The 21,968-nt window shown below is 64.5% G+C and carries 22 protein-coding genes; 10 read left to right on the plus strand and 12 right to left on the minus strand.

Annotation, left to right across the window (positions count from 1 at the left end; genetic code table 11):
• The first annotated feature begins 91 nt into the window (after positions 1-91).
• The 5 genes from EB230_RS07260 to EB230_RS07280 all read left to right on the plus strand — a co-directional run bounded on the left by EB230_RS07260 (position 92) and on the right by EB230_RS07280 (position 8,056).
• Entirely contained in the window at positions 92-1,180 is a 1,089-nt protein-coding gene (locus EB230_RS07260) for a citrate synthase/methylcitrate synthase (protein WP_056576475.1), read from the plus strand.
• Positions 1,181-1,373: 193 nt separating this feature from the next.
• Positions 1,374-2,504: a patatin-like phospholipase family protein gene (locus tag EB230_RS07265; protein ID WP_056575553.1), complete on the plus strand. Its 1,131-nt coding sequence runs from the start codon at positions 1,374-1,376 to the stop codon at positions 2,502-2,504.
• A gap of 840 nt (positions 2,505-3,344) precedes the next feature.
• Entirely contained in the window at positions 3,345-4,520 is a 1,176-nt protein-coding gene (locus tag EB230_RS07270; protein WP_172371943.1) for an efflux RND transporter periplasmic adaptor subunit, read from the plus strand.
• Between the two features lie 77 nt (positions 4,521-4,597).
• The gene (locus EB230_RS07275) at positions 4,598-7,774 is read left to right on the plus strand and encodes an efflux RND transporter permease subunit (protein ID WP_056575556.1); all 3,177 of its coding nucleotides are present in this window, start codon (positions 4,598-4,600) and stop codon (positions 7,772-7,774) included.
• Positions 7,775-7,897: 123 nt separating this feature from the next.
• Positions 7,898-8,056 carry a DUF3309 family protein gene (locus tag EB230_RS07280; protein WP_065005546.1) on the plus strand — a complete coding sequence of 53 codons (159 nt, stop codon included), beginning with the start codon at positions 7,898-7,900 and terminating at the stop codon, positions 8,054-8,056.
• 66 nt (positions 8,057-8,122) lie between these two features.
• Here the strand turns inward: EB230_RS07280 and EB230_RS07285 are convergent, their stop codons facing one another.
• Both EB230_RS07285 and EB230_RS07290 read right to left on the minus strand, forming a co-directional pair.
• A complete protein-coding gene (locus EB230_RS07285; RefSeq protein WP_056575561.1) occupies positions 8,123-9,082 on the minus strand; it encodes an SDR family oxidoreductase in 960 nt (319 codons plus the stop codon).
• Positions 9,083-9,174: 92 nt separating this feature from the next.
• The gene (locus tag EB230_RS07290; protein ID WP_056575563.1) at positions 9,175-9,384 is read right to left on the minus strand and encodes a DUF680 domain-containing protein; all 210 of its coding nucleotides are present in this window, start codon (positions 9,382-9,384) and stop codon (positions 9,175-9,177) included.
• A 114-nt stretch (positions 9,385-9,498) separates the two neighbouring features.
• On the opposite strand from EB230_RS07290, the gene EB230_RS07295 reads away from it, so the two are divergent.
• On the plus strand, positions 9,499-10,413 hold the full coding sequence (locus EB230_RS07295; RefSeq protein ID WP_056575566.1) for a LysR family transcriptional regulator: 915 nt from the start codon (positions 9,499-9,501) through the stop codon (positions 10,411-10,413).
• Here EB230_RS07295 and EB230_RS07300 read toward each other — a convergent pair.
• The 3 genes from EB230_RS07300 to EB230_RS07310 all read right to left on the minus strand — a co-directional run bounded on the left by EB230_RS07300 (position 10,371) and on the right by EB230_RS07310 (position 12,917).
• Positions 10,371-11,552, minus strand: a complete 1,182-nt coding sequence (locus tag EB230_RS07300; protein WP_056576481.1) for an MFS transporter — start codon at positions 11,550-11,552, stop codon at positions 10,371-10,373. The two genes, EB230_RS07295 and EB230_RS07300, sit on opposite strands and share 43 nt — an antisense overlap.
• A 247-nt stretch (positions 11,553-11,799) precedes the next feature.
• Complete coding sequence (locus EB230_RS07305) at positions 11,800-12,108, minus strand: DUF1244 domain-containing protein (protein ID WP_056576484.1); 309 nt, start codon at positions 12,106-12,108, stop codon at positions 11,800-11,802.
• Positions 12,109-12,119: 11 nt separating this feature from the next.
• Positions 12,120-12,917 carry an N-formylglutamate amidohydrolase gene (locus EB230_RS07310; RefSeq protein WP_056575569.1) on the minus strand — a complete coding sequence of 266 codons (798 nt, stop codon included), beginning with the start codon at positions 12,915-12,917 and terminating at the stop codon, positions 12,120-12,122.
• Between the two features lie 324 nt (positions 12,918-13,241).
• Here EB230_RS07310 and EB230_RS07315 point away from each other — a divergent pair, with 324 nt between their 5' ends.
• The 3 genes from EB230_RS07315 to EB230_RS07325 all read left to right on the plus strand — a co-directional run bounded on the left by EB230_RS07315 (position 13,242) and on the right by EB230_RS07325 (position 16,012).
• Positions 13,242-13,652 carry a DUF1036 domain-containing protein gene (locus tag EB230_RS07315; protein WP_244494134.1) on the plus strand — a complete coding sequence of 137 codons (411 nt, stop codon included), beginning with the start codon at positions 13,242-13,244 and terminating at the stop codon, positions 13,650-13,652.
• A complete protein-coding gene (gene pyk, locus EB230_RS07320) occupies positions 13,649-15,085 on the plus strand; it encodes a pyruvate kinase (RefSeq protein WP_056575575.1) in 1,437 nt (478 codons plus the stop codon). Before EB230_RS07315 ends, pyk begins: the two co-directional genes overlap by 4 nt.
• Before the next feature lie 198 nt (positions 15,086-15,283).
• Positions 15,284-16,012: a L,D-transpeptidase gene (locus EB230_RS07325; RefSeq protein ID WP_056575578.1), complete on the plus strand. Its 729-nt coding sequence runs from the start codon at positions 15,284-15,286 to the stop codon at positions 16,010-16,012.
• Positions 16,013-16,048: 36 nt separating this feature from the next.
• Here EB230_RS07325 and EB230_RS07330 read toward each other — a convergent pair whose 3' ends face one another.
• The 3 genes from EB230_RS07330 to ykgO all read right to left on the minus strand — a co-directional run bounded on the left by EB230_RS07330 (position 16,049) and on the right by ykgO (position 18,062).
• Positions 16,049-17,116, minus strand: coding sequence for an alpha/beta hydrolase (locus tag EB230_RS07330; RefSeq protein ID WP_056575581.1), 1,068 nt, complete (start codon positions 17,114-17,116; stop codon positions 16,049-16,051).
• Positions 17,117-17,219: 103 nt separating this feature from the next.
• Positions 17,220-17,828 (minus strand): hypothetical protein, encoded by a 609-nt coding sequence (locus tag EB230_RS07335; RefSeq protein ID WP_056575584.1) that lies wholly within the window; start codon positions 17,826-17,828, stop codon positions 17,220-17,222.
• Positions 17,829-17,936: 108 nt separating this feature from the next.
• Positions 17,937-18,062, minus strand: a complete 126-nt coding sequence (gene ykgO, locus EB230_RS07340) for a type B 50S ribosomal protein L36 (RefSeq protein WP_006327841.1) — start codon at positions 18,060-18,062, stop codon at positions 17,937-17,939.
• A gap of 231 nt (positions 18,063-18,293) precedes the next feature.
• Here ykgO and EB230_RS07345 point away from each other — a divergent pair, with 231 nt between their 5' ends.
• Positions 18,294-18,716, plus strand: a complete 423-nt coding sequence (locus EB230_RS07345) for a lysozyme inhibitor LprI family protein (RefSeq protein ID WP_056576487.1) — start codon at positions 18,294-18,296, stop codon at positions 18,714-18,716.
• Positions 18,717-18,830: 114 nt separating this feature from the next.
• Here EB230_RS07345 and EB230_RS07350 read toward each other — a convergent pair whose 3' ends face one another.
• The 4 genes from EB230_RS07350 to EB230_RS07365 all read right to left on the minus strand — a co-directional run bounded on the left by EB230_RS07350 (position 18,831) and on the right by EB230_RS07365 (position 21,948).
• On the minus strand, positions 18,831-19,907 hold the full coding sequence (locus EB230_RS07350; RefSeq protein ID WP_056575586.1) for a 5-(carboxyamino)imidazole ribonucleotide synthase: 1,077 nt from the start codon (positions 19,905-19,907) through the stop codon (positions 18,831-18,833).
• Positions 19,904-20,401 (minus strand): 5-(carboxyamino)imidazole ribonucleotide mutase, encoded by a 498-nt coding sequence (gene purE, locus EB230_RS07355; RefSeq protein WP_027141852.1) that lies wholly within the window; start codon positions 20,399-20,401, stop codon positions 19,904-19,906. The genes EB230_RS07350 and purE overlap by 4 nt, the downstream gene beginning before the upstream one ends.
• A 99-nt stretch (positions 20,402-20,500) precedes the next feature.
• Complete coding sequence (locus tag EB230_RS07360) at positions 20,501-21,412, minus strand: anti-sigma factor (RefSeq protein WP_056575590.1); 912 nt, start codon at positions 21,410-21,412, stop codon at positions 20,501-20,503.
• Entirely contained in the window at positions 21,409-21,948 is a 540-nt protein-coding gene (locus EB230_RS07365; RefSeq protein ID WP_056575593.1) for a sigma-70 family RNA polymerase sigma factor, read from the minus strand. The genes EB230_RS07360 and EB230_RS07365 overlap by 4 nt, the downstream gene beginning before the upstream one ends.
• Positions 21,949-21,968 lie beyond the last annotated feature (20 nt).

Consider the following 21,968-nt stretch of genomic DNA (forward strand, 5'->3'; position numbering starts at 1 on the left):
CGAGCCCTGATATTGATTCTATTGATCAAGATTGATGACGATCTGGCCTACCCTTATCTCCCATGTGGAAAAGCTTCAAGGAGACAAGGCCATGGCGAATGGGCTCGATGATGTGGTGGCGGCCGAAACCGTGCTGTCCGATGTGGATGGGCTGGGTGGCCGGCTGACGATCCGTGGCTATTCGCTGCCGGAGCTGGCCGGACGATGGAGCTACCCGCAAGTGGTGCGCCTGCTGCTGGATGGTTTCTTCGACGATCTGCCTGGCGATGCCGAACTGATGGCGAGACTGGGCGAGGCCCGCGTCGAGGTGTTCGAGCAGCTCCTGCCCTCGCTGCCCTTGCTGGCGCCGCTCGAAATCTACAGCGCCATGCGCGCCGGCATGGCTCTGCTGCCGGATGGCGAGACGCTGGCGGACCCCTTGCGGCTGATCGCGGCGCCCGCCGTGCTGACGCCGGCCTTGTTGCGCCTGCAGCGCGGCGAGCAGCCGGTCGCCCCGGACGGCAAGGCCGATCATGCCGCCGACATGCTGAGGATGCTCAATGGCGTCGCGGCATCGCCGGCATTGGCAAAAGCGGTCGACACCTATCTGGTGACCGTCTGCGACCACGGCCTGAATGCCTCCACCTTCGCCACCCGTGTCGTCGCCTCGACACTGGCCGGCCTGACCTCGTCGGTGCTGGCCGGGCTCGGCGCGCTCAAGGGACCGCTGCATGGCGGCGCGCCCGGACCGGTGATCGAGATGCTGGATGCGATCGAGGCGCATGGCGACGCGGCCGGTTGGCTGCGCGACGAGATCGCGCATGGCAAGCGCATCATGGGTTTCGGCCACCGCATCTACCGCGTGCGCGATCCGCGTGCCGATGTGCTCAAGGCCGTGGTGCGGCAGCTTGGCGGCGAAGGCGAAACCGGCCGCCGGCTGGCTTTCGCCGAGACAGTCGAGCAGACCGCGCTCGAGGTGCTGCGGATCGCCAAACCGCAGCGCTCGCTGCAGACCAATGTCGAGTTCTATACAGCGCTGGTGCTGGAAGCGGCGGGTTTCCCGCCGCGGGCTTTCAGCAATGTCTTCGCCGCGGGCCGTGTTGCCGGCTGGATCGCGCATGCGCGCGAGCAGCAGACAACCGGGCGGCTGATCCGTCCGCAATCGCGCTATGTCGGCCCGGTGCCGGACCTCGTCGCATAGTCCATCAGAGGCACGGCCTCGCCGCGTCGAAGCGGAGGGGCTTTTGGCACAAGCGAAATTTCATGTGATCACGCGACCGTGTTCGTGTCTTGCCACGGTCCATCCTTATATGTTGCACTGCAACATAAAGCGATAGCGCTGCTCTTTCCATTGACGGTGGGGCAGGTTGACGCATCAGGATGACAGGAACGCCATGACGAAGAACGCCAAGGCGGAGGACAAGAAGAAGATCAATATAGCCCTTCAGGGAGGCGGCTCGCACGGCGCCTTTTCCTGGGGGGTGCTCGACCGCCTGCTGGAGGACGGCAGGCTGGAAATATCGGCCGTTTCCGGTACCAGCGCCGGCGCCATGAACGCGGTGGCGCTGGCCGACGGATATGTGCGCGGCGGGGTCGAGGGCGCGCGCAGGAAGCTCGATGATTTCTGGCACGCCGTCGCGGCGAAGGGCCGGTTCAGCCCGGTCCAGCGCATGCCGTGGGACGTCGCCTGGGGTAACTGGTCGATCGAGAACACGCCGGGCTATGTCTTCTTCGATACGATGTCGCGGGTGTTCTCGCCCTATCTCGCCAACCCGCTTGGCCTCAATCCGCTGCGCGACGTGGTCGCGCAGGAGATCGACTTCAAGAATGTCCGAGCCTGCAAGTCGATGGAACTGTTCATCTCCGCCACCAATGTCGAGACCGGGCAGTTGCGCGTCTTTTCGGATGGCGAGATCGACCTCGACACTGTGATGGCCTCGGCCTGCCTGCCGCAATTGTTCCGTGCGGTCGAGATCAAGGGCGTGCCTTATTGGGATGGCGGCTATGGCGGAAATCCGGCGCTCTATCCGTTCTTCAAGACAGCGGCGACCGAGGATGTGCTCCTGGTGCAGATCAACCCCGTGGTGCGCGAGGGAACACCGAGGAGTGCCAACGAGATCCAGAACCGCATCGACGAGATCACCTTCAACGCGGGGCTGTTGCGCGAATTCCGCTCGATCGCCTTCGTCAAGGAACTGATCGCCGCCGGCCGCCTGCCGCATGGCGAATACCGCGATATCCGCATGCACCGCATCGATGCCGACGAGGCGTTCAAGGACTTGTCGGCGTCATCGAAGGTCAATGCCGAATGGGCGTTCCTGACCTATCTGCGCGATCTCGGCCGCACCGCTGCCAGCGACTGGCTGGAGGAGAACTACGACGCCGTCGGCAGCCATGCCACACTCGACCTCTCGGGTGAACTCGACGACGGCTTCAAGCCGGTGCGCGGTCCAGCACCCGGCCGTCGGGTCAAGGAATTCCTCGCCGTGCGCAAGAACCCGGAAGCCGAGCGCCGCCGTGCTTGACTCGCCGGGCCTGCGCCTGAGCGCCACTCCGATTTCCGGAGGCCGCGCTGACGCCTTGGTCGCCCCCGCGTCCTTTGCCCGGTCCGGCAAGGCGACAACCTTCGCGTGTGAGAGATGCTTCATCATGCTGACGCCTGTTGCCACCCACGTGCCGACGGTGCAGCGCGGTGTCGCCGAACCCACGAGCCGAACGATGGGCGCCGCTCCGGCGAATGACAGGGAAGACAGTTCGGATTTCCCCGGTCGCGCCACGTCCGCTGTCCGGTCGCGAGCCGGTAGGTTCCGCCGATCCCGGATGTTCCCGAACAGGGCACATCGAGGTTGCCGACGCCAGCTTCCGTGGCAACGAAACCGACCCCGGGCGATCCCGGCCTGATTGGGTTTCAGCCATTTCGCCAGCAGTTCCAATGCGTTGCACAAGCTCTCCGAGGCGGAGAGTGTCGTTCGCTAACTGAAAACGATCGGGCTTGTCGGTCTAAATTTCGCGTCCAGTTCCAGGAATCTGCGCGTGGCGGTCGCGTTATTGAGGGGACGTCGCGCTGCCTGTCGGCAATGGCAGACCGATCGTTCGGGTTTGGTCATGAGGGAGAGATCGTGAGCCGTCCGCAAGCCCGCTGAACTTGTATTTTAGCGGATCAACAACAGTTTCGCGGCGGCCACATCTTGTCCCGTCACGCAACGCTGCTGCAACTTTCGGACTATATTGCGGTGCAACTTTGATGTAGAAGCGCGCACGCCGATCACGGCAATTTGAACACGGTCAGGCGCGCACCCATATCGGCGACGCGCCCGCGTCATGGAGGCTCGGCGCTGGCCGAACCCGCAACGGAAAAAACGACGATGCCTAAAATCAGGTTTCACAAGCTTGCAGCCATTGTTGTGCTCATCGGTTTCGCGGCGTGGATGGCGACAGGCGAATTCTCGTCGGTCGGCAGCGTAGCGGCGAACAAGGCCAAGGCAGCCGAAGCCGAGCAGGGCAAGGCACCGGACGCGAGCAAGCCGAAGACTGCGGAAGCCGAACCGAAAGCGCCGTTGCGCACCGTCGCGGTGGTGACGCCGCCGCGCAAGACCTATGCGCGGGCCATCCGCATTTCAGGCCTGACCGAGGCCGACAAGCGCGCGGTGCTGGCAACCCGTGTCGGCGGCGTCATCGACAAGCTGCCGGTCAGCCAGGGCCAGCACGTCAAGACGGGTGATCTGGTGCTGATGCTCGCGGCGGAAGAGAAGATCTCCAATGTCGATAACGCCAAGCAGTTGCTGGCGCAGCGCAAGGCCGAGCTCGATGCCGCGGAGCGGCTCGCCAAGACCGGCAATCTGCCCAAGCTGCAGCTCGACACCGCCCGCTCCAACCTGACCCAGGCGCAGTCCCTGTTGGACACCGCGCAGGCTGAACTTGACCGCAACGAAGTCAAGGCGCCGTTCGACGGCGTTATCGACCGGGTGCCGGTGGAACTCGGCAGCTCCGTCATGCAGGGCGCCGAGGTTGCGACCATCCTCAAGCTCGATCCGGTGATCGCGCGCGGCGAGATCAGCGAGCGCGACCTCGGCTATCTCAAGATCGGCGACAAGGCCAAAGTGCGGCTGGTCAGCGGCCAGACCGTCGAAGGCACCGTGCGCTACATCAGCCGCGACGCCTCGTCGGCGACCCGCACCTTCCGTGTCGAGATCGCCATCCCCAATGCCGACGGCTCCGTGCCGGCCGGCATGACGGCGGAAATCCAGCTCAGCGCGTTGCCCACAGACGCGGTTCTGCTGCCGCGCTCGGTGGTGACGCTGGGCGACAAGGGCGATCTGGGCATCCGCGCCGTCGGCAAGGACAACAAGGTGGCGTTCTTCCCGATCGACCTGGTCGACGACACGCCGACCGGTCTGGTGCTTGGCGGAATCCCGGCCGACGCGCGCATCATCGTTGCCGGCCAGGAACTGGTGAAGGAAGGCGATGAGGTCAATCCGGTCGAGGCCGACCAGGCGACCATCAACAAGCTGATCGGCGAGGCCACCGCCGGCACGCAGTAGCGAAGCGGCGACGCCGCCGGACCTTCCGGCGACAGACGTCCGTTGGCCACTTCCGAAAGCAACCGCAGGCACAAGTCATGGATATCGTCAGACTCGCAATCAACAATGCCCGCCTGACCATCTCGGTCCTGGTCTTCCTGCTGATCGCGGGCTGGGTCGCCTATCAGTCGACGCCGAAGGAAGCGGAACCGGATGTTCCGATTCCGATGATGTATGTCAGCCTGATCTATCAAGGTATTTCGCCGGAGGATTCCGAGCGCCTCCTGTTGCGGCCGATGGAAAGCAAGCTGAAAAGCCTGAAGGGCCTCAAGGAAATGCGCTCGGCCGCCTTCCAGGGCGGCGGCTATGTGCTGGTCGAGTTCCAGCCGCAGACCAATTTGGCGACGGCGCTGCAGGACACACGCTCCAAGGTGCAGGACGGCAAGGCCGATCTGCCGCAGGCGGCCGAGGAGCCTGTCGTCACCGAAGTCAACATTTCCGAATTTCCGGTGCTCGTCGTCACGCTGTCGGGTGAATTGCCCGAACGTGTGCTGGCCGCCGCCGCACGCGAGTTGCGCGACCGCATCGAAGAGGTGCCCGGCGTTCTGGAAGGCTCGCTGCAGGGCTCACGCGACGATCTCGTCGAAGTCGTCATCGATCCGATGAAGCTGTCGTCCTACGGCTTGCAACTCGAGCAACTGATCGGGGCTGTGGGCGCCTCCAACAGCCTGGTCGCCGCCGGCAACATCGAAGGGTCGCAGGGCAAATACGCCGTCAAGGTGCCCTCGCTGATCGAGACGCCCGAGGATGTGGCGGCGCTGCCGGTGGTCGCCGGTCCCAATGCGGTGGTGCAGGCCAAGGATATCGCGACGATCCGTTCGACCTTCGCCGATGCCGACACGATCACGCGGCTCAACGGCAAGCCGGCGATCGCCATCGAGGTGAAGAAGCGCATCGGCGCCAATCTGATCGACACGCTCACCAAGGTGAGGGCGGTGTCCGACGCCTTCGTCAAGACGATGCCCGAGGGGATGCACGTCACCTACACGCAGGACAAGTCGGTCTTCGTCAATCAGCTGCTGGGAGACCTGCAGAACCACGTGATGATCGCCGTCATCCTGGTGTTCATCGTCATCCTCTACGCGCTGTCCGGCCGTGCCTCGCTGCTCATTGGCCTCGCCATCCCGTCGTCCTTCCTAATCGGCATCCTGCTGCTCGCGATGATGGGCTACACGATCAACATGATCGTGCTGTTCAGCCTCATCCTGGCCGTCGGCATGCTGGTCGACGATGCCATTATCGTCACGGAGTTCGCCGAACGGCGGATGAGCGAAGGCATGCCGAAGCAGGAAGCCTTCGCGCTGGCCGCCAAGCGCATGGCCGGTCCGGTCATCGCGGCGACGATGACGCGCATCGCCGCCTTCTCGCCGTTGCTGTTCTGGCCGGGCATCATCGGCGATTTCATGAAGTACATGCCGATCACGCTGATCGTCACGCTGTCGGCGTCGATGCTCTACGCGCTGGTCTTCGCTCCGACGCTAGGAGCGATCTTCGCCAAGGCGCCGGACCATCACGCGGACGACAATCGCGATGGCTGGTACATGGCTGTCGTGAAGCAAGCGGTGCGCTTTCCCATCACCGTGATGGTGCTCACCGTCGTTCTGCTGGCCGGCATCTTCGTCGGGTATTCGAAGTATGGCGCCGGCGTCGAGTTCTTCCCGAGTGTCGAACCGGATTACGGCCTGCTCTACGTGCATGCCCGCGGCAATCTTTCGCTGGCCGAAATGGATACGGCGACCAAGATCGCCGAAAACAGGCTGGTTGGCTGGCCCGGCATCAAATCGGTCTACACCCGCGTCGGCAAGACGCAGGGCGGCGGCCAGGACGTCCCGGAAGATGTGGTCGGCGTCATCCAGTACGAATTCATCGACTGGCGCGAACGCAAATCGGCGAACCAGATCCTGAACGATCTGCGCGGCGTGATGGCCGGCATTCCCGGTGTCGACGTCGAGGTCCGCGTGCCGGAAGCCGGCCCGCCGACCGGCAAGCCAATCCAGATCAGGCTTTCGGCCATCGACCCGGCCGGCCTTGACGACAAGGCGCGTGCGGTGGCGGCGCGGATCGCCAAGGTGCCCGGCGTCATCGACATCTCCGATGGCCTGCCGCCCCCCGGCGTCGACTGGGCTCTCGAGGTCGACCGTGCCAAGGCTGCCCAATACGGCATCAGTCCGACCTCGGTTGGAACGGTGGTGCAGCTCGTCACCAACGGCTTGAAGTTGTCGGAATACCGGCCTGCCGGCGCCGACAAGGCGGTCGACATCCGGCTGCGCTTGCCGGAGGACCGGCGCACGCTGTCGACGCTCGACGAGCTCAGGGTGCAGACCGCGCAAGGTTCGGTGCCGATCTCGAACTTCGTCGTCCGCAAGGCAAAGCCCAGCGTCGGTATCCTCAACCGCATCGACGGCGCCCGCACCGTGGTGGTGCAGGCCAACGTCGCCGCCGGCGCCCAGGTCGCCGCCGTGCAGCAGGAGGTAACCCAGGCCGTCACCGACATGAACCTCGGCAGCGGCATCCGCTGGAAGCTGGCCGGCTCGAACGAGGACAGCGCGGAAGCCAGCGCCTTCCTCAGCAAGGCCTTCGGTGCCGCGATCTTCCTGATCTTCCTGGTGCTGCTGGCGCAGTTCAACAAGTTCACCAGCGTCTGGCTGGTGTTGTCCTGCGTGGTCATGGCGACGATCGGCGTATTCCTCGGGCTGCTGATAACAGGCGAGACGTTCGGTATCGTCATGTCGGGCATCGGCGTCATCGCGCTCGCCGGCGTGGTGGTGAACAACAACATCGTGCTGATCGACACCTATGACCGGCTGCGTGAAGAAGGCTGGGACAAGATGGACGCCGTGCTGCAGACCTGCCGCGAGCGCGCGCGACCGGTGGTGCTTACGGCGGTGTCGGCCATCCTCGGCGTGCTGCCGATCGCCTTCGGCCTTGGCCTGGAAATCTTCCATCACGAGACGACGATCAACGCGCCGTCGACGCAATGGTGGATTTCGCTGTCGTCGGCGATTGTCTTCGGCCTGTCCTTCGCCACGGTGCTGACGCTGGTGGTGACGCCGTCGATGCTGATGGTGTTCACCCGCGCCAAGGTCAAACCCGGCGCACGGCGCGGCTTGATCAGCCGGCTGTTCCGGCGCGGCAAGGGCGAGATCTCGTCGGACGCGCCGACGGCGGATGCCGGGGCGGAACCCGCGATTGCCTTCCCGAAAGCCGCCGAATAGGCAGGCTTTCCGACCTGACCGGCAAAGGCCGCCCGGAACAACCGGGCGGCCTTTTGCATTGTCCCCCCAAGAGCGATGCAAGGCATCGTCTCGCAGCAGAGCGTCAAATGCGGGGAATTCCTCATGCCGATCAGCACCGTTGTCGTCGTCGTCCTGATCCTTGTCCTCATCGGCGCGGTGCCGGCCTGGCCGCACTCGCGCTCCTGGGGTTATGGACCGTCGGGCATTATCGGCGTGGTGCTGGTGGTGGTTCTGGTGTTGCTGCTGATGGGGCGGCTCTGAGCCGCCTTTTCGGTTCGTCGAGATGCCTTTCAGCGTGAGAGAAGGACGGCATGGCCGCCGACTGGCTCAGGCCGCTTTCGACGTGCCCGCCACGGTGGCGATGCCGATGTCCTCGAGGGCTTGGGCGACCGCCTGATCGAGCGGCGTATGCGGGATTTCGCCGATGATGCCTTCCAGCCGCGTCGAGGCCAGTTGGTGCGGCTCGAAGCGCAGGTAGGACATCGAGACGATCTCGCGCCACATCGCCACGAACGGGCTGCCGGCGCGCAGCACCCACCAGGGCATCGAGGTCATCTTGAGCGACCGGCCGAGCGCCTTCTCGGCAGCGGCCTTGATCTCGATATCGGTGACGGCGTGGCCGGGAAAGTTCAGCGCCTCGTAGGAGCCGAGCTTGTCGAGATTGCTAGCCAGCGCGACGAAGCCAACGGCGAAATCCGGCAGGTAGGCCCATTCATGCACGAGGTCGGCCGGACCGGGCGCGGTGTAGGCGCCCTTGTTGATCTTGGCGGCGACGACCAGATCGAACCAGGAGCCGCTGCCGGTGCCGCCGAAGAAATCGCCGGCGCGCAGCACAACGGTGCGCACCCGGCCGGCATCGGCCTCGCGGCGGAACAGATCCTCCATGGCGCAGCGGATGCGGCCCTTCTCGGTCGTCGGGTGGAATGGCGTGTCCTCCGTGATCACCGCCGGCATCGGCGAGCCGTAATTGTAGACGGTGCCGGGGAACAGATGCAGCGCGTTGTTGGCATGGCAGGCGGCCATGACGTTCTCGGCCATCGGCAGGCATTTGCCCCAGTCGGTATAGATCGGGTTGAGGCCGTTGAAGATGATATCGACGCCTTCGGTGGCACGGATCAGCGATTGGCGGTCCAGCGCATCGCCGGCAACCGCCGTGGCGCCTTCGATCTCGGCCGGTACCTTGCCGGTGCGGGTGACGGTGCGGACGTCGAAGCCGGCGTCGATGAAGGCTTTGGCAACCACACGGCCGAGCCGGCCATTGGCGCCGAGAATTGCGATCTTGGTCATTGTTCGTCTCCTTGTTTGCTCTGAAGCGACAGGGTTTGCTTTGAAGCGACGGGGCGAGCCCGCCGCTTTCAGGATCGTTCGAGAACCGCCCTTCAGCGGTTGCCGAAGAGGTTGCGGTCGGCGCCCTGGACGACCGGTTGCTGATCAGCGGCCCCGGACTTCGCGATCGACGTGGTGATCGTGCTGTCGACGCCGGTGGCGGCGGGCTGGTTGGTGGCGTTAGAGCCGAACTTGTCGCTGCCGGCAAAAGCCGCGCCGGCGGCGATGAGGAGGGCGGTGGCGGTGAGTGCGATCTTGGTCATTTGAATTCTCCTTGGTTGGTGTTGCAGTCCGTATTGGTGTTTGCAGGGCGAATATGATTGCTTCACGAATGAATTAAAATTGACCATGTATGCAGTTTTGATATTCATTATTGAATGGCAGATATCGATTGGAACCTGATCAAGAGCTTCGTCACGGTCGCGGAAACCGGCAGCCTGTCGGCCGCCGCGCGAAAACTGTCGGCCAGCCAGCCGACGCTGGGCCGTCACATCGGGGAGTTGGAGCAGGCGCTCGGTGTCACGCTGTTCCGGCGTGGGCGGAGCGGCTACGCGCTGACCGAAGCTGGCGCCACGCTGTTCGAACGCGGCAAGGCCGTCAGCGAGCAGGCGAGTGCGTTTTCACGGCTGGCACTGGGTTCGGTCGAGGCCATCGAAGGCACGGTGCGCATTGCCGCCAGCGAGGTGGTGGCGGCCTATGTGCTGCCCGACATGATGGCGCGGCTCGGCATGGAGGAGCCCGGCATCGAGGTCGAGATCGTTGCCTCGAACCAGGTCGAGAACCTGCTGCGCCGGGATGCCGATATCGCCATCCGCATGGTCAAGCCGGCGCAGAACGAACTGGTGGCGCGCAAGGTCTGCGATATCCCGCTCTGCGCCTGCGCGGCCATTTCCTATCTCGACCGGCGCGGCCGCCCGCTCGGGCCGGCCGATCTCGTCATCCATGCCCTGATCGGCTTCGATCGCAGCGACGAGATGATCCGAGGCTTCACGCAATCCGGTATCCCGGTCACCCGGAGCAGTTTTCGCTTCAGGGCCGACAACCAGATCGTCCTGTGGGAGGCGGTACGGGCGGGGAATGGTGTCGGCCTCGGCCAGGAGCCGCTGGCCGACCGCGATCCGCTGGTGGAGAAGGTGCTTCCCGGCCTGCCGCTGCCAAGCTTGCCGGTGTGGCTGGCCATGCATCGCGATGTGCGCGGCAGCGTGCGCATCCGCCGCGTGGCCGACTTTCTCCACGAGGAACTCAAACGCTATTCGGCGGGTGCCGTATCGGGAGCGAATTCGGCGCGGTGAGCGAGGCCCGCCATCAACAAGACGACGATCAGCAGCACCGACATGGCGATGAAGATCGGCCCGAAGCTGGAATGCTCGGCGACGAAGCCGATCGCGGACGGCGCCACCAGAATGCCGGAATAGCCCATGGTGGTGACGACGCTCATGCCGGTGCCCGATGACATGCCTTCCTGGTTGCCGCCGGCCGAAAAGATGATCGGCACCATATTGGCGATGCCGAAGCCGCACAGCGCGAAGGCCGCGATGGCGAGCCAGGGTGAGGGCGACAGGCCAGCGATCAGCATGCCGGCGGCGGCGACGACAGCCGAGCCGCGCAGCGTCGTCACCGCGCCGAAGCGGTTGCGCACGCCATCGCCGAAGAAGCGCATGATCGCCATGACGCCGGAAAAGGCGGCATAGGCAAGACCGGCGATGGCAAGGTCGGCGCCGAGTTCCTGTCTGAGATACAGCGCCGCCCAATCGAGCACCGCGCCCTCTGAGATCATTGTCAGCAGGGCCATCAGGCCGATCAGGTAGACCAGCGGGTTTGCCGGCAGCGTGAATTTATGATGCTCGGCCGCCTGTGGCCTGTCCTCGGCAACGAGATACCCGACCGCCATCGCGATCGCCACAAAGGCAAGCACGGTCACGACCGCGGCATGAGCGAGGTGGCCATAGTGCTGGATGGCGAAGCCGCCGAGACCGCCGCCGGCGAAACCGCCGAGACTCCAGAAGCCGTGCGAAGACGACATGATGGCGCGGGACATTTTTCGCTCCACCACCACCGCATTGGCATTCATGGCGACATCCATGCCGCCGATCGAGCCACCGAAAATGAACATGGCGAGGGCCGCCAGCGGCACGTTGGGCGCCAGCGCCACGACCAGCAGGCCGAGGCTGCCGCAAAGGCCGAACCAGCGCAGCACGGTGCGCGAGCCATGCTTCGAGATCAGGTGGCCGCACCAGGTCATGGCGGTGACCGCGCCGGCGCCGAACAAAAGGATCAGCAGGCCGAGCGTGAATTTCGAAATGTCCAGCCGGGTCAGGAACACCGGAATCTGCGGCGCCCAACTGCCGGTCAGGAAGCCATTGGCAAGGAAAATGGCGGCCACGGCCCATCGCCCGCGAATGGCAGTCTGCACGGCGTTCGATGCGTTCATAAGGCGAATCCGGTCGAAAATGGCTTTGCGCGGCAAATTAGATCGATTCAATTCGCAGTCAAGCACCGGCCGCGGGGAATGCTTGGACCAAAGGGCGAATGGGACCGGCATCGCTGATGGCGGGCTGACACCTTGGAGATGAGCCGAAACGCTCTTCCCTTCGTCATCCACGGGCGAAGCCGCGGAGGTTTGGTCTACACAGGCGCCGGATGTGAGTGGCCGAAGGCCGCTCGCCGTATCGGGCTCGCTAATGATCCTTCGGCCGCCTGGCCTCGAATTCGGCTTTCTTGGCGTCCGACGCTTCGGTCTGGTTGAGCGCTTGCCACTCGGCATAAGGCATGCCGTAGACGATCTCGCGCGACTGGTCCTTGGAGAGATCGACACCCTCGGCATTGGCGGCTTCGCGATACCAGTTCGAGAGGCAGTTGCGGCAGAAGCCGGCGAGGTTCATCAGGTCGATGTTCTGCACGTCATTGCGTTCCCTGAGATGCTGGACCAGCCGGCGAAAGGCAGCGGCCTCGAAGTCGCGCTTCTGCTCGTCGCTGAGTTTGGTCATCGAAACCTCCGTCACAGCGGCCCGGTGCGCGAGCCGAACATTTTCACGACATGTATATCGGGACGGCGGTCGATGGCGTCAACGATCGGCGCCAGGCGCCCGGCCCACGCGATCGCGCCCTTCTGGTCTGAAATCAGGTCCTGGCGGATCTCGATCAATGCGTGGGCATAGCCATTGATGATGGCATGCTTGAACATGGTGTCGCCACGCAGCGCGCCGTCATAGGGCTCATTGTCACCGACGACGAGGTTCTTGTCTTCGGCAAGCATGTCGATCAGCGGTCGCGCCACCCGGTCGTCCCGATCCCAGAGGATGCCGACATGCCATGGCCTCTGCCTGCCCTGCATGACCGGGGTGAAGGAATGCACCGAGAAGATGAAGGGCGCCTGGCCGGAAGCCTGCGCGACCGAAGCGATCATGGCGCCGACGGCGTCGTGATAGGGCCTGTAGAAGCGATCGAGCCGCCTTTCGCGCTCCTCGGGCGCAAGCGGATAGTTTCCTGGCACGACAGTGCCGTCATAGAGCTGGCGAATGAGCGTCGGATCGTCCTCGCCACGATTGGGATCGATCAAGAGCCGTGAAAAGTTGGCGATCAGCGCAGGCACGCCGAGCAAGGCGGCAAGTTCGCGCGTCACCGCTTCGACGCCGATATCATAGGCGATGTGGCGGTCGAATTCCGCCGCCGGCAGGCCAAGGCTGCCATAGTCCTCGGGCAGGTCGCGGCGGGCATGATCGGCCAAAAGCACGATGCCTCGCTTGCGGTCGCCCTCGACGATATCGAAAGGCGCGAAAACTGTGGATCGGGTCATTGGCGGGAAATGGTCTGTTCGCTGGCTTCCGGGGAGGGTGCTATCGTCATTCCACGAAGACGACGCGTGCGCAATGCCGTTGTTTGGCCAAGGTTTCCGCTGAAATCTGGCAAGGGGCGACGGATAGTGCGCCGGGAGCCTTCCTAAATCGATTGGAATTGGTCAAAACGGCGCGTTGACATGCGCCCGGACTTTTCCGAAAAGGGGCGCAGAGAGATGCTGATGTGGTTCTTGAGGGGTATTGGGATGGGTTCCGCCGGCAGGCAGCGCATGCGCTCTGTCTTTGCCGTGCCGCTCCTGATCCTGACCGTTGGGGTGTCGGCGATGGTCATGGCCTCGCCGGCGCGCGCCGATTTCCGCGTCTGCAACGCCACGCAGAACCTGGTCGGCGTCGGCATCGGGTATCGCGCCAAGGCCGGCTGGATCACCGAAGGCTGGTGGCACATTGAAGGATCGAGCTGCAAGACGTTGATCGAAGGGCCGCTGTCATCAAGGTTTTACTATCTTTATGCAGAAGACGCCGAGCGCGGTGGACGCTGGGACGGCCCGATCAACATGTGCGTGGCTGAAAAAGAGTTCAAGATCGCCGGCGTGAACGACTGCGTCGCCCGGGGCTTCCAGCGCGCCGGATTTCAGGAATATGACACGGGCGAACAGGCAAGCTGGATGGTCCAGCTGACCGATGAGCCCGCAACGGGAGGCGCTCCAGCCGCCCCGGGAACCAACAGTCAATGAGACGCAGCCGCAAGGTCAAGATCCTAGCCACAATCGGTCCGGCCTCCTCCTCCGAGGAGATGCTGAAGAAGCTGTTCGAAGCGGGCGCCGATGTATTCCGCATCAATATGAGCCATACCGATCACGAACTGATGCGCACGCTGGTCGGACGCATCCGGGCCGTCGAGGAGCAGGTTGGCCGGCCGATCGGTATCCTCGCCGACCTGCAAGGCCCCAAGCTGCGCGTCGGCAAGTTCGCCAATGGCAAGGAAGTGCTGACACCGGGCCAAACCTTCACGCTCGACGACAATCCCGAGCCCGGCACGTCGACCAGGGTCTACCTGCCGCATCCGGAAATCCTGAGTTCGGTCGAAGCCGGTCACCGTCTTTTGATCGATGATGGCAAGCTCGAGCTGAAGGCGGTGAAGAGCGATGGCAAGTCGATCGTCTGCACCGTCGTCGCAGGCACCACGATTTCCGACAAGAAGGGCGTCAGCCTGCCCGACACCGACCTACCGGTCGGCGCGCTGACCGAGAAGGACCGCAAGGACCTCGACGCGGTGCTGGCCACGGGCGTCGACTGGATCGCGCTGTCCTTCGTGCAGCGCCCCGAGGATCTGGCCGAAGCGCGCAAGATCGCGCGCGGCCGGGCGCTGATCATGGCCAAGATCGAAAAGCCGCAGGCCGTTGCCCGGCTGGCCGAGATCATCGAATTGTCCGACGCGCTGATGGTCGCCCGCGGCGATCTCGGCGTCGAGATGCCGCTCGAAGCCGTGCCCGGCATCCAGAAGCAGATCACGCGCGCCGCGCGCCGCGCCGGCAAGCCGGTGGTGGTCGCCACGCAGATGCTGGAATCGATGATCACCGCACCGGTGCCGACCCGCGCCGAAGTGTCGGATGTTTCGATCGCCGTGTTCGAGGGCGCCGACGCCATCATGCTGTCGGCGGAATCGGCGGCGGGTGCCTATCCGGTTGAAGCGGTGGCGATGATGAACCGCATCGCCACCAAGGTCGAAACCGATCCGACCTATGCCGGCATCATCAACGCGCAGCGCTCCGAGCCGGAAGCGACCGGCGCCGACGCCATTTCGCTGGCCGCCCGTGAAATCGCCGAAACGCTGAAACTGTCCGCCATCATCACCTACACCGCGTCCGGCACCACCGGCCTGCGTGCCGCCCGCGAGCGTCCCCAGGTGCCGATCATCGCGCTGTCGCCGATCCTCAATACAGCGCGGCGGTTGTCGCTTTTGTGGGGCACGCACTGCGTGGTCTCACCCGATGCCACCGATCTCGACGACATGGTCAATCGCGCCTGCCGCATTGCGCTGGAAGAAGAGTTCGGCAAGCCCGGCGACCGCGTCATCATCACGGCCGGTGTGCCGCTGAGGACGCCCGGCTCGACCAACATGCTGCGCATCGCCTATGTCGGCTCGGACGTGCAAAGCAGTCGCTAACCCGTTCTTTCCAGGCGGAAGCGTATCGCGGGTTTCGTGCTCATCTCCTGTGGCCATAATACAACAAAGGCACGGACAATGATCCCGGCCTTTGTCTCGACACAGGGTTGTCGTGATCGCCTCTACAAAACGCGGTGAAGCGGCGCTAACAGTCGCCCCGCGCCCGTCTGCATTTCCCATCGTTTGAAAGTATAGTGAATGTCATCTCTCGTCTCGCGCCGGTCACTTCTGACCGGGCTGTCGCTTATTGGTGTTTCCACGATCTCGGCGTGTGCTCAATTTCCCAAGCAGTCCCTCAGCGTTGCCAGTCCTCTCAATCCGGCGCCGCTTGAGCCGACACTTGAAAAGGCACCGATCGAAGTCGCCGCGCCTGAAGCCCGGGTGTCTCCCGATTACGCCAGCATGTACAGCGCGGTCGAAGATGGCGGTCATTCGCTGCCGGCGATTCCCTTCAGCAAGGTCGACGGCCGGTTCCTGCGGCAGATCGTCGACGATCCGACTGGAGAACAACCCGGCACGATCGTGGTCAACACGACAGACAAGCACCTTTACTGGGTGCTCAAGGACGGCAAGGCCATGCGCTATGGCGTCGGCTTGGGGCGCCAGGGTTATTCCTGGAAGGGCCGCGCTATCGTCCAGTGGAAACGCAAATGGCCGACCTGGACGCCGCCATCGGCAATGATCCGCAGGGATCCGAAGCTGGAAAAATGGCGCCAGGGCATGCAGCCCGGTATCAGCAACCCACTGGGGTCACGCGCGCTGTATATCTTCAAGGACGGCGTCGACACGCTCTACCGGATTCATGGATCGCCGGACTGGAAGTCCATCGGCAAGTCAGCGTCATCGGGCTGCGTGCGCATGTTCAACCAGGATGTCATGGATCTTTACGAGCGTGTCCCCGGCAAGACACCGCTGCTGGTCATCTAGCCCCGGGGTGCAGCGCAGCTGCTTCTCTGTCGGACATCAGGTCGGAGCGAGCTCGGCCTGAGGCTCCTTGAGGTCGGCACATTTGCCGGCGCCATAGGCGTCGCCGGCAATCCGCGCTTCCGCCGTCCTTGCCATCGCCGCCAGATCGATATCCTTGCCGGCGACCTTCTCGATGGCGCCGACGACGAGGTCGGGGGTGATCCAGTCCGGCTTGTGGCCGAGGTTGTGCACCCAGACGAGTTCGGCGCCCGCTATGTCGCGTACCAGGCCGACGGAATGGATGTGCGCGTAGACGATCTTGTCGCGGTCGCCCGAAATGACCACGGTCGGCGCCGTGATCTCGTTATAGTGCGGCGCCGCACTGAGCACGTAGCTGTAGAGGCCGGCAACGTCGGTGGCATTGGCGCGAAAGGCCGATGGCCGCAACACCAGCGGGATCGCGGCCATGCCGAGATAATTATCCGGCACCTTGTTGGGCGCGAACACACAGGTCGTGGCGTCCGCCATCTGCAGTGCTCCCGCGGGATAGGTCAGCGTCTCGGAAAACAACCGGCCGATCACCGGAATGGTGGTCAGGTCGTAGTACCAGGACGTCGCGCCGCCCGGCCAGGGATGCGTCGCAGGCGCCAAGAAGACTAGACCGAGCGTCTTGTCGGCATGCTCGCGGCCGAAAGCGGCTGTGACCACGCCGCCGAAGGAATGGCCGACGATGATTGCCTTCCTGATGCCGAGACGGTCCATCAGAGCGGCGATGGTGGCAGCCTGAGCCGAAGGGTTTTCATTGTTGCCGGCGCCGCGCCCGGACCAGCCATGCCCGGGCCGATCGAAGAACAGCAGTTCGGCATGGCCTTCGAGCAACGGCCGCAGTGGCAACATCTGGTCTTTGAGATTGGCGCTGGCACCGTGGATGAAGACGATTGGCGGCAGGTCCGTCTTGGTTGGGGCGGGGATGTGGACATAGTGGATGCGGGCGCCGTTGATGTCGGCAAATTCGCCGACCGCCTGGTTGCGGCGCTCGATCAGCCATGAGCCGACGCGGGTAACGCCGACCAGGGCAAGGACGAGTGCGAGGAGAAGGGCGACCGCGGCGTAGATCAGGTTCATGCGGGGAGATACGGGGTGGGACGGGATTAGTTCCGGCAGTAGGGCAGTAGAGTCGGGCGTTCCGCGGTGGAATCTATCTCTATTGCCTTACTCCCTTCAGGGATCAAATGCCTTCGCCGGCAAGCTCTTCCGAAAGGGTGGCGACCTGATCCTGGGCGCTGCGCATCATCGGGTAGATGGCCAGTACCTTCTGCCAGGCCTCGAGCGCCGACTGCTTGTGGCCGGTCAGTGCCATGATCTGCGCCAGACCCGACAGCGCGCCGAAATGGCGCGGCTCGAGCTGCAGCGTGCGGTCGATATCCGACATCGACTTCCCGTAGTTCTTCATCATGAAATGCACCGTGGCGCGCCGGTTCCAGCCCTCGGCATAGGTCGGCTGCAAGGTCACCACCTGGTCGAGGAAATCGAGCGCGACGTCGAATTTCTGGTTGTCCATCGCTTTTTGCGACCACAGCATCATCAGGTCGATCGAGGCGCTGCCGGACTGGGACCATTCGTTCCAGATATTGCCGGCGATGCGTTCGGCCGCCTTCTCGTTGCGTTCGCGCTTGAGATCGGAGAACAGCTTGTCCAGCCGGGCCTGCTTGGTCATCGGCGGCGCCGGAGCATCTGGGGTGGCCGGTACTGCCGGCTGATCGTCGGCGGCTCTGGCCGGCAAGCTCATGGCACCGGAAACAAGCAGAGCTGTCAAAAATGCAAAAAGAATCCGCATCGCCCGATCCTAGCCCCGGGCGGCGGAACATCAAAGTGATTTTAGCGTGAGAAGGTCGGCGGGCCGACAAGCATCAAGGGGCGGAGGCAAGAGCCTCCAGCCGAAAACTCAACCCTGGCGCGCCTTGTAGCGCGGGGCGGTCTTGTTGATGATGTAAACGCGGCCCTTGCGGCGAACCAGCTGGTTGTCGCGGTGACGCGCCTTCAGCGCCTTGAGCGAATTCTTGATCTTCATGGTCTTGCCTGTCGGTGTGGACCCGGTGCCGGGTCGAAATTTTAAGGCGCGCCAGAAGACGCGCCTTTTGAACGGTGGGTGGCTCATAAACGAGGACCCTTGTCCGTGTCAACCGCAAGCATGCGCCGCATCCTGATATCATCAAATATCCGCCATGTCGTCCCGGCGGCATTGCACCGCTCCGGGCGGACTGGGATGATGCGCTGCATCTCAAGTGATTTGGGGACCGTCATGCGCCGAACATTCCTGTCCGCCTGCCTTGTCTTGCTGGCGGGAGCGTCGGTTGCTCGCGCACAGGAATGCGACCGCTCCGACGACAGCCAGCAGATGATGAACATCTGTGCCGGAGCGGATTACCAGGCCGCCGATGCCAGGCTCAACGCGGCCTATCAGAACCTGATCGGCTCGGATGACGCAGACGGCAAGAGATTGCTGCAGGCGGCGCAGCGCGCCTGGATCGCCTTTCGCGACGCCGAGTGCGCGCATACCACCACCGCCAGCGCGGGCGGTTCCATCCACGCGATGGAGGTTTCGCAATGCCTGACCAGGCTGACCAACGACCGCATCAAGCAGCTCGCCGCCTCGGCCAATTGCGGGGAAGGCAATGCGAGCTGCGCCGGTTCCGACGAGGTTGAGGGCGACGAGGTGCAGTAACCTGGGTCGGCGTTGAAGCGGTTCACCGTTTCAACGAAAAGGCCGAACCGCTCTATCTCGTTGTTTGCACGCAATTCCGAACGGAAACCGTGTCACACCTTTCCTGGAATTGCTCTAGGCGCGCCGGCTGATGCGGGTGAAGTGGCCCATCTTGCGGCCGGGCCGCGCCTCGGCCTTGCCGTAGAGATGCAGCATCAGATCGGGCTCGGCGAGCAGGGCCGGCACGCGCAGCACGTCGTCGCCGATCAGGTTTTCCATCACACAATCGGAATGGCGGCCCGGGCTGCCCAGTGGCAGTCCGGCAATGGCACGGATGTGCTGCTCGAACTGCGAGATGACGCAGGCGGCTTCGGTCCAGTGGCCGGAATTATGGACGCGAGGCGCAATCTCGTTGGCCAGCAGCGAACCGTCACCCAGCACAAAGAACTCGACGCCGATGACGCCGACATAGTCGAGCGCGGATAATATCGTCGATGCAGCCGCGCGCGCCGCTGCCGCCGTCTTAGGCGTGATGGCGGCCGGCAAGGTCGAGGTGTGGAGAATGCCGTCGCGATGCACATTCTCGGCCGGGTCATAAGCGACGACCGTTCCATCCAGCCCCCGTGCCGCGATAACGGAGATTTCGCGCTCGAACGGCACGAAGCTTTCGAGGATCAGCGGCACATTGCCCATCGCCTCGCAGGTGCCGGCGAAGCCGCCCGTTTCCATGTGGCGGAAGACGCGCTGGCCCTTGCCGTCATAGCCCATGCGCCGCGTCTTCAGGATGCCGCTGCCGCCGAATGTCTTCAGCGCCGCCGTCAGCTCGTCGTCGGTGTCGACCGGGCGAAAATCGGCCGTGGCGATGCCGATGCCGTTGAGGAATGTCTTTTCGTTCACCCGATCCTGCGCCACGTCAAGCGCGCGCGCCGGCGGATGGACCGCGACCTTGGCGGCAAGCGCTTCCGCCGCGGCGACCGGCACGTTCTCGAATTCGTAGGTAATGACGGCACTCGCGGCCGCCAGTTCGGCAAGGGCGGCCGGATCGTCATAGGCTGATGTTATCTGCCGGTTGGCGACCTGGGCGGCCGGGCAATCCGGCTGCGGCTCCAGCACGATGGTGCGGTAGCCGAGGCGGGCGGCGGCCATTGCCAGCATGCGGCCAAGCTGGCCGCCGCCGATGATGCCGATGGTCGATCCGGCGGGCAGGCTCACGGCGTATCCGTCGGTTCGGCGGCGACCTTGGCGGTCTGCGAGGCGCGCCAGGCGTCGAGCCGCTGGGCGAGCTTGTCGTCGTTCAGTGCCAGCACGGCGGCGGCCAGGAGGGCCGCATTGGCCGCACCGGCCTTGCCGATGGCCAGCGTCCCCACTGGAATACCGGCCGGCATCTGCACGATCGAGAGCAGCGAATCCTGGCCCGACAGCGCCTTCGATTCCACCGGCACGCCGAACACCGGCAGCGGCGTCATCGCCGCCGTCATGCCGGGCAGGTGCGCCGCACCTCCGGCGCCGGCGATGATCACCTTGTAGCCGGCGGCCTTGGCGCCCTTGGCGAATTCATAGAGCCGGTCGGGCGTGCGATGCGCTGATATGATCAGCCGTTTGTGCGGAACGCCCAGCGCCTCCAGCGTTTCGGCAGCCTGGCGCATCGTCGCCCAGTCGGACTGGCTGCCCATGATGATGGCGACGTCGGCGCGTTGGTCGTTCAAGCTGTTGCTCCCCGGCGACAAAGGCGCGCCTTAGCGGAATTCGCGCGGGGCCGCAAGGATTTCAGGCCATCGGCCAGATGCCGACGGCCACAATCCAGGTCACACCGCCGCCTTGCGGAAGCGGGCGACGAAGTCGTCAAGCTCGGGCCGTTCCATGTCGGAGATCGCCCAATAGGAGAAGGCACCGTCGCTCCATTGCACCATCGAGAAGCCGCCGGATGAAAGGTCGTCCGGCTGGGTGGTCTTGCCGCCCTGCTGCGGTTCGGCGACCAGCGTGATCAGGTGCTCGCGGTGGCGGTAGACCAGTGCCGGCACCGGCCGGCCCGATATCACCTCGACCCGGCCGCCGATCAGCGCGTAGCCGTCCTGGGCAAGGTCCGGCGCCGGTGGCGAGACGCCAATGCGGGCGTCGAGCCACGGCTTCACCGTATGGCGGTCGGACGAAACGATGTCGATCGGGCTCGCCGCAAGCAGGCTGCGGCGGTGGCCGCTGGCGACCGCCGCGGCAAAGCCGTCGTCGACGCCGCTTTGCATCACCCATTGCGTCGCGCCGCTGGCGAGCACGGCGCTGATCATGATCGACGCGGCCATGGTGCGCCAGTCGAACGAGCCGAAGCGGCGCGCTCTTGGCGATGGCCGTGCCGGGGAAGGACGTGTCCCGGCTTCCCGCCTCTGGCCGCCGGCGGAGCCCGCTATCAATCTCGGCAATGCCGACGGCGCGCCCCGCTGGGGCTCCGTCGCCTGGGCCGGCGCCTGTTGTTCGGTGCCGGCCATGCCGATCGCCGCGATGCGGGCTCGAAAGGCGTCGCTGACATCGGGGCGCGGCAAGCGGCTGACAGCGCCTTGCAAGGCGACAATGCGGGCATGCTCGGCGGCAAGCCGGGGGTCGGCGGCGATGCGACGCTCCACGGCAAGTGCGGCTGCCGCATCAAGCTCGCCATCAACAAGGGCATGGATCATCAGTCTGATACCTTCGGGATCATTGGGCAGTCCGTCGTCATGGTTGGTCATGGCGCTCTCCCCAATTCAGATGCCAGCAGGCCGCGCGCACGCGCCAGCCTGGACATCACCGTGCCCATCGGCACGTCGAGCATGGCCGCTATCTCGCGATAGCTGAGGCCGTTGATATCGCGCAGCACCAGCGTTTCGCGAAATGGCTGCGGCAAGGCGGCGATCGCCGCCTCGAGCGCCGCCGTATCGGCCCTGGCGATCAGGCTCGCCTCCGGGCCATCCTCTTCCGGCAGGCTGCTGCCGTGTGCCGCCGCCATGTCGTCGAGATCGCCGAGATCGCCGACGGCCATCATGGCGCGCGGCCGGTTACGCGCCATCCAGGTGTAGGAAGTGTTGCGCACGATGGTCAGCAGCCACGCGCGGGCGTTGCCGCCGGCATAGCCTGAAATGCCGGCATGTGCCTTGATGCAGGCGTCCTGCACGACATCCTCGGCATCGGCTGCATTGCCGGTCAGCCAGCGGGCAAGCGCCAGCGCGTCGCCGAGATGCGGCAGCACCACCTGGTTGAAGCGTTCTGCCAGGGCCCTCTCGCTCAAAGCAGCACCATGATCCGAGA

It is taken from the genome of Mesorhizobium sp. NZP2234 (genome assembly GCF_013170765.1).
Classification (GTDB): Bacteria; Pseudomonadota; Alphaproteobacteria; order Rhizobiales; family Rhizobiaceae; genus Mesorhizobium; species Mesorhizobium loti_D.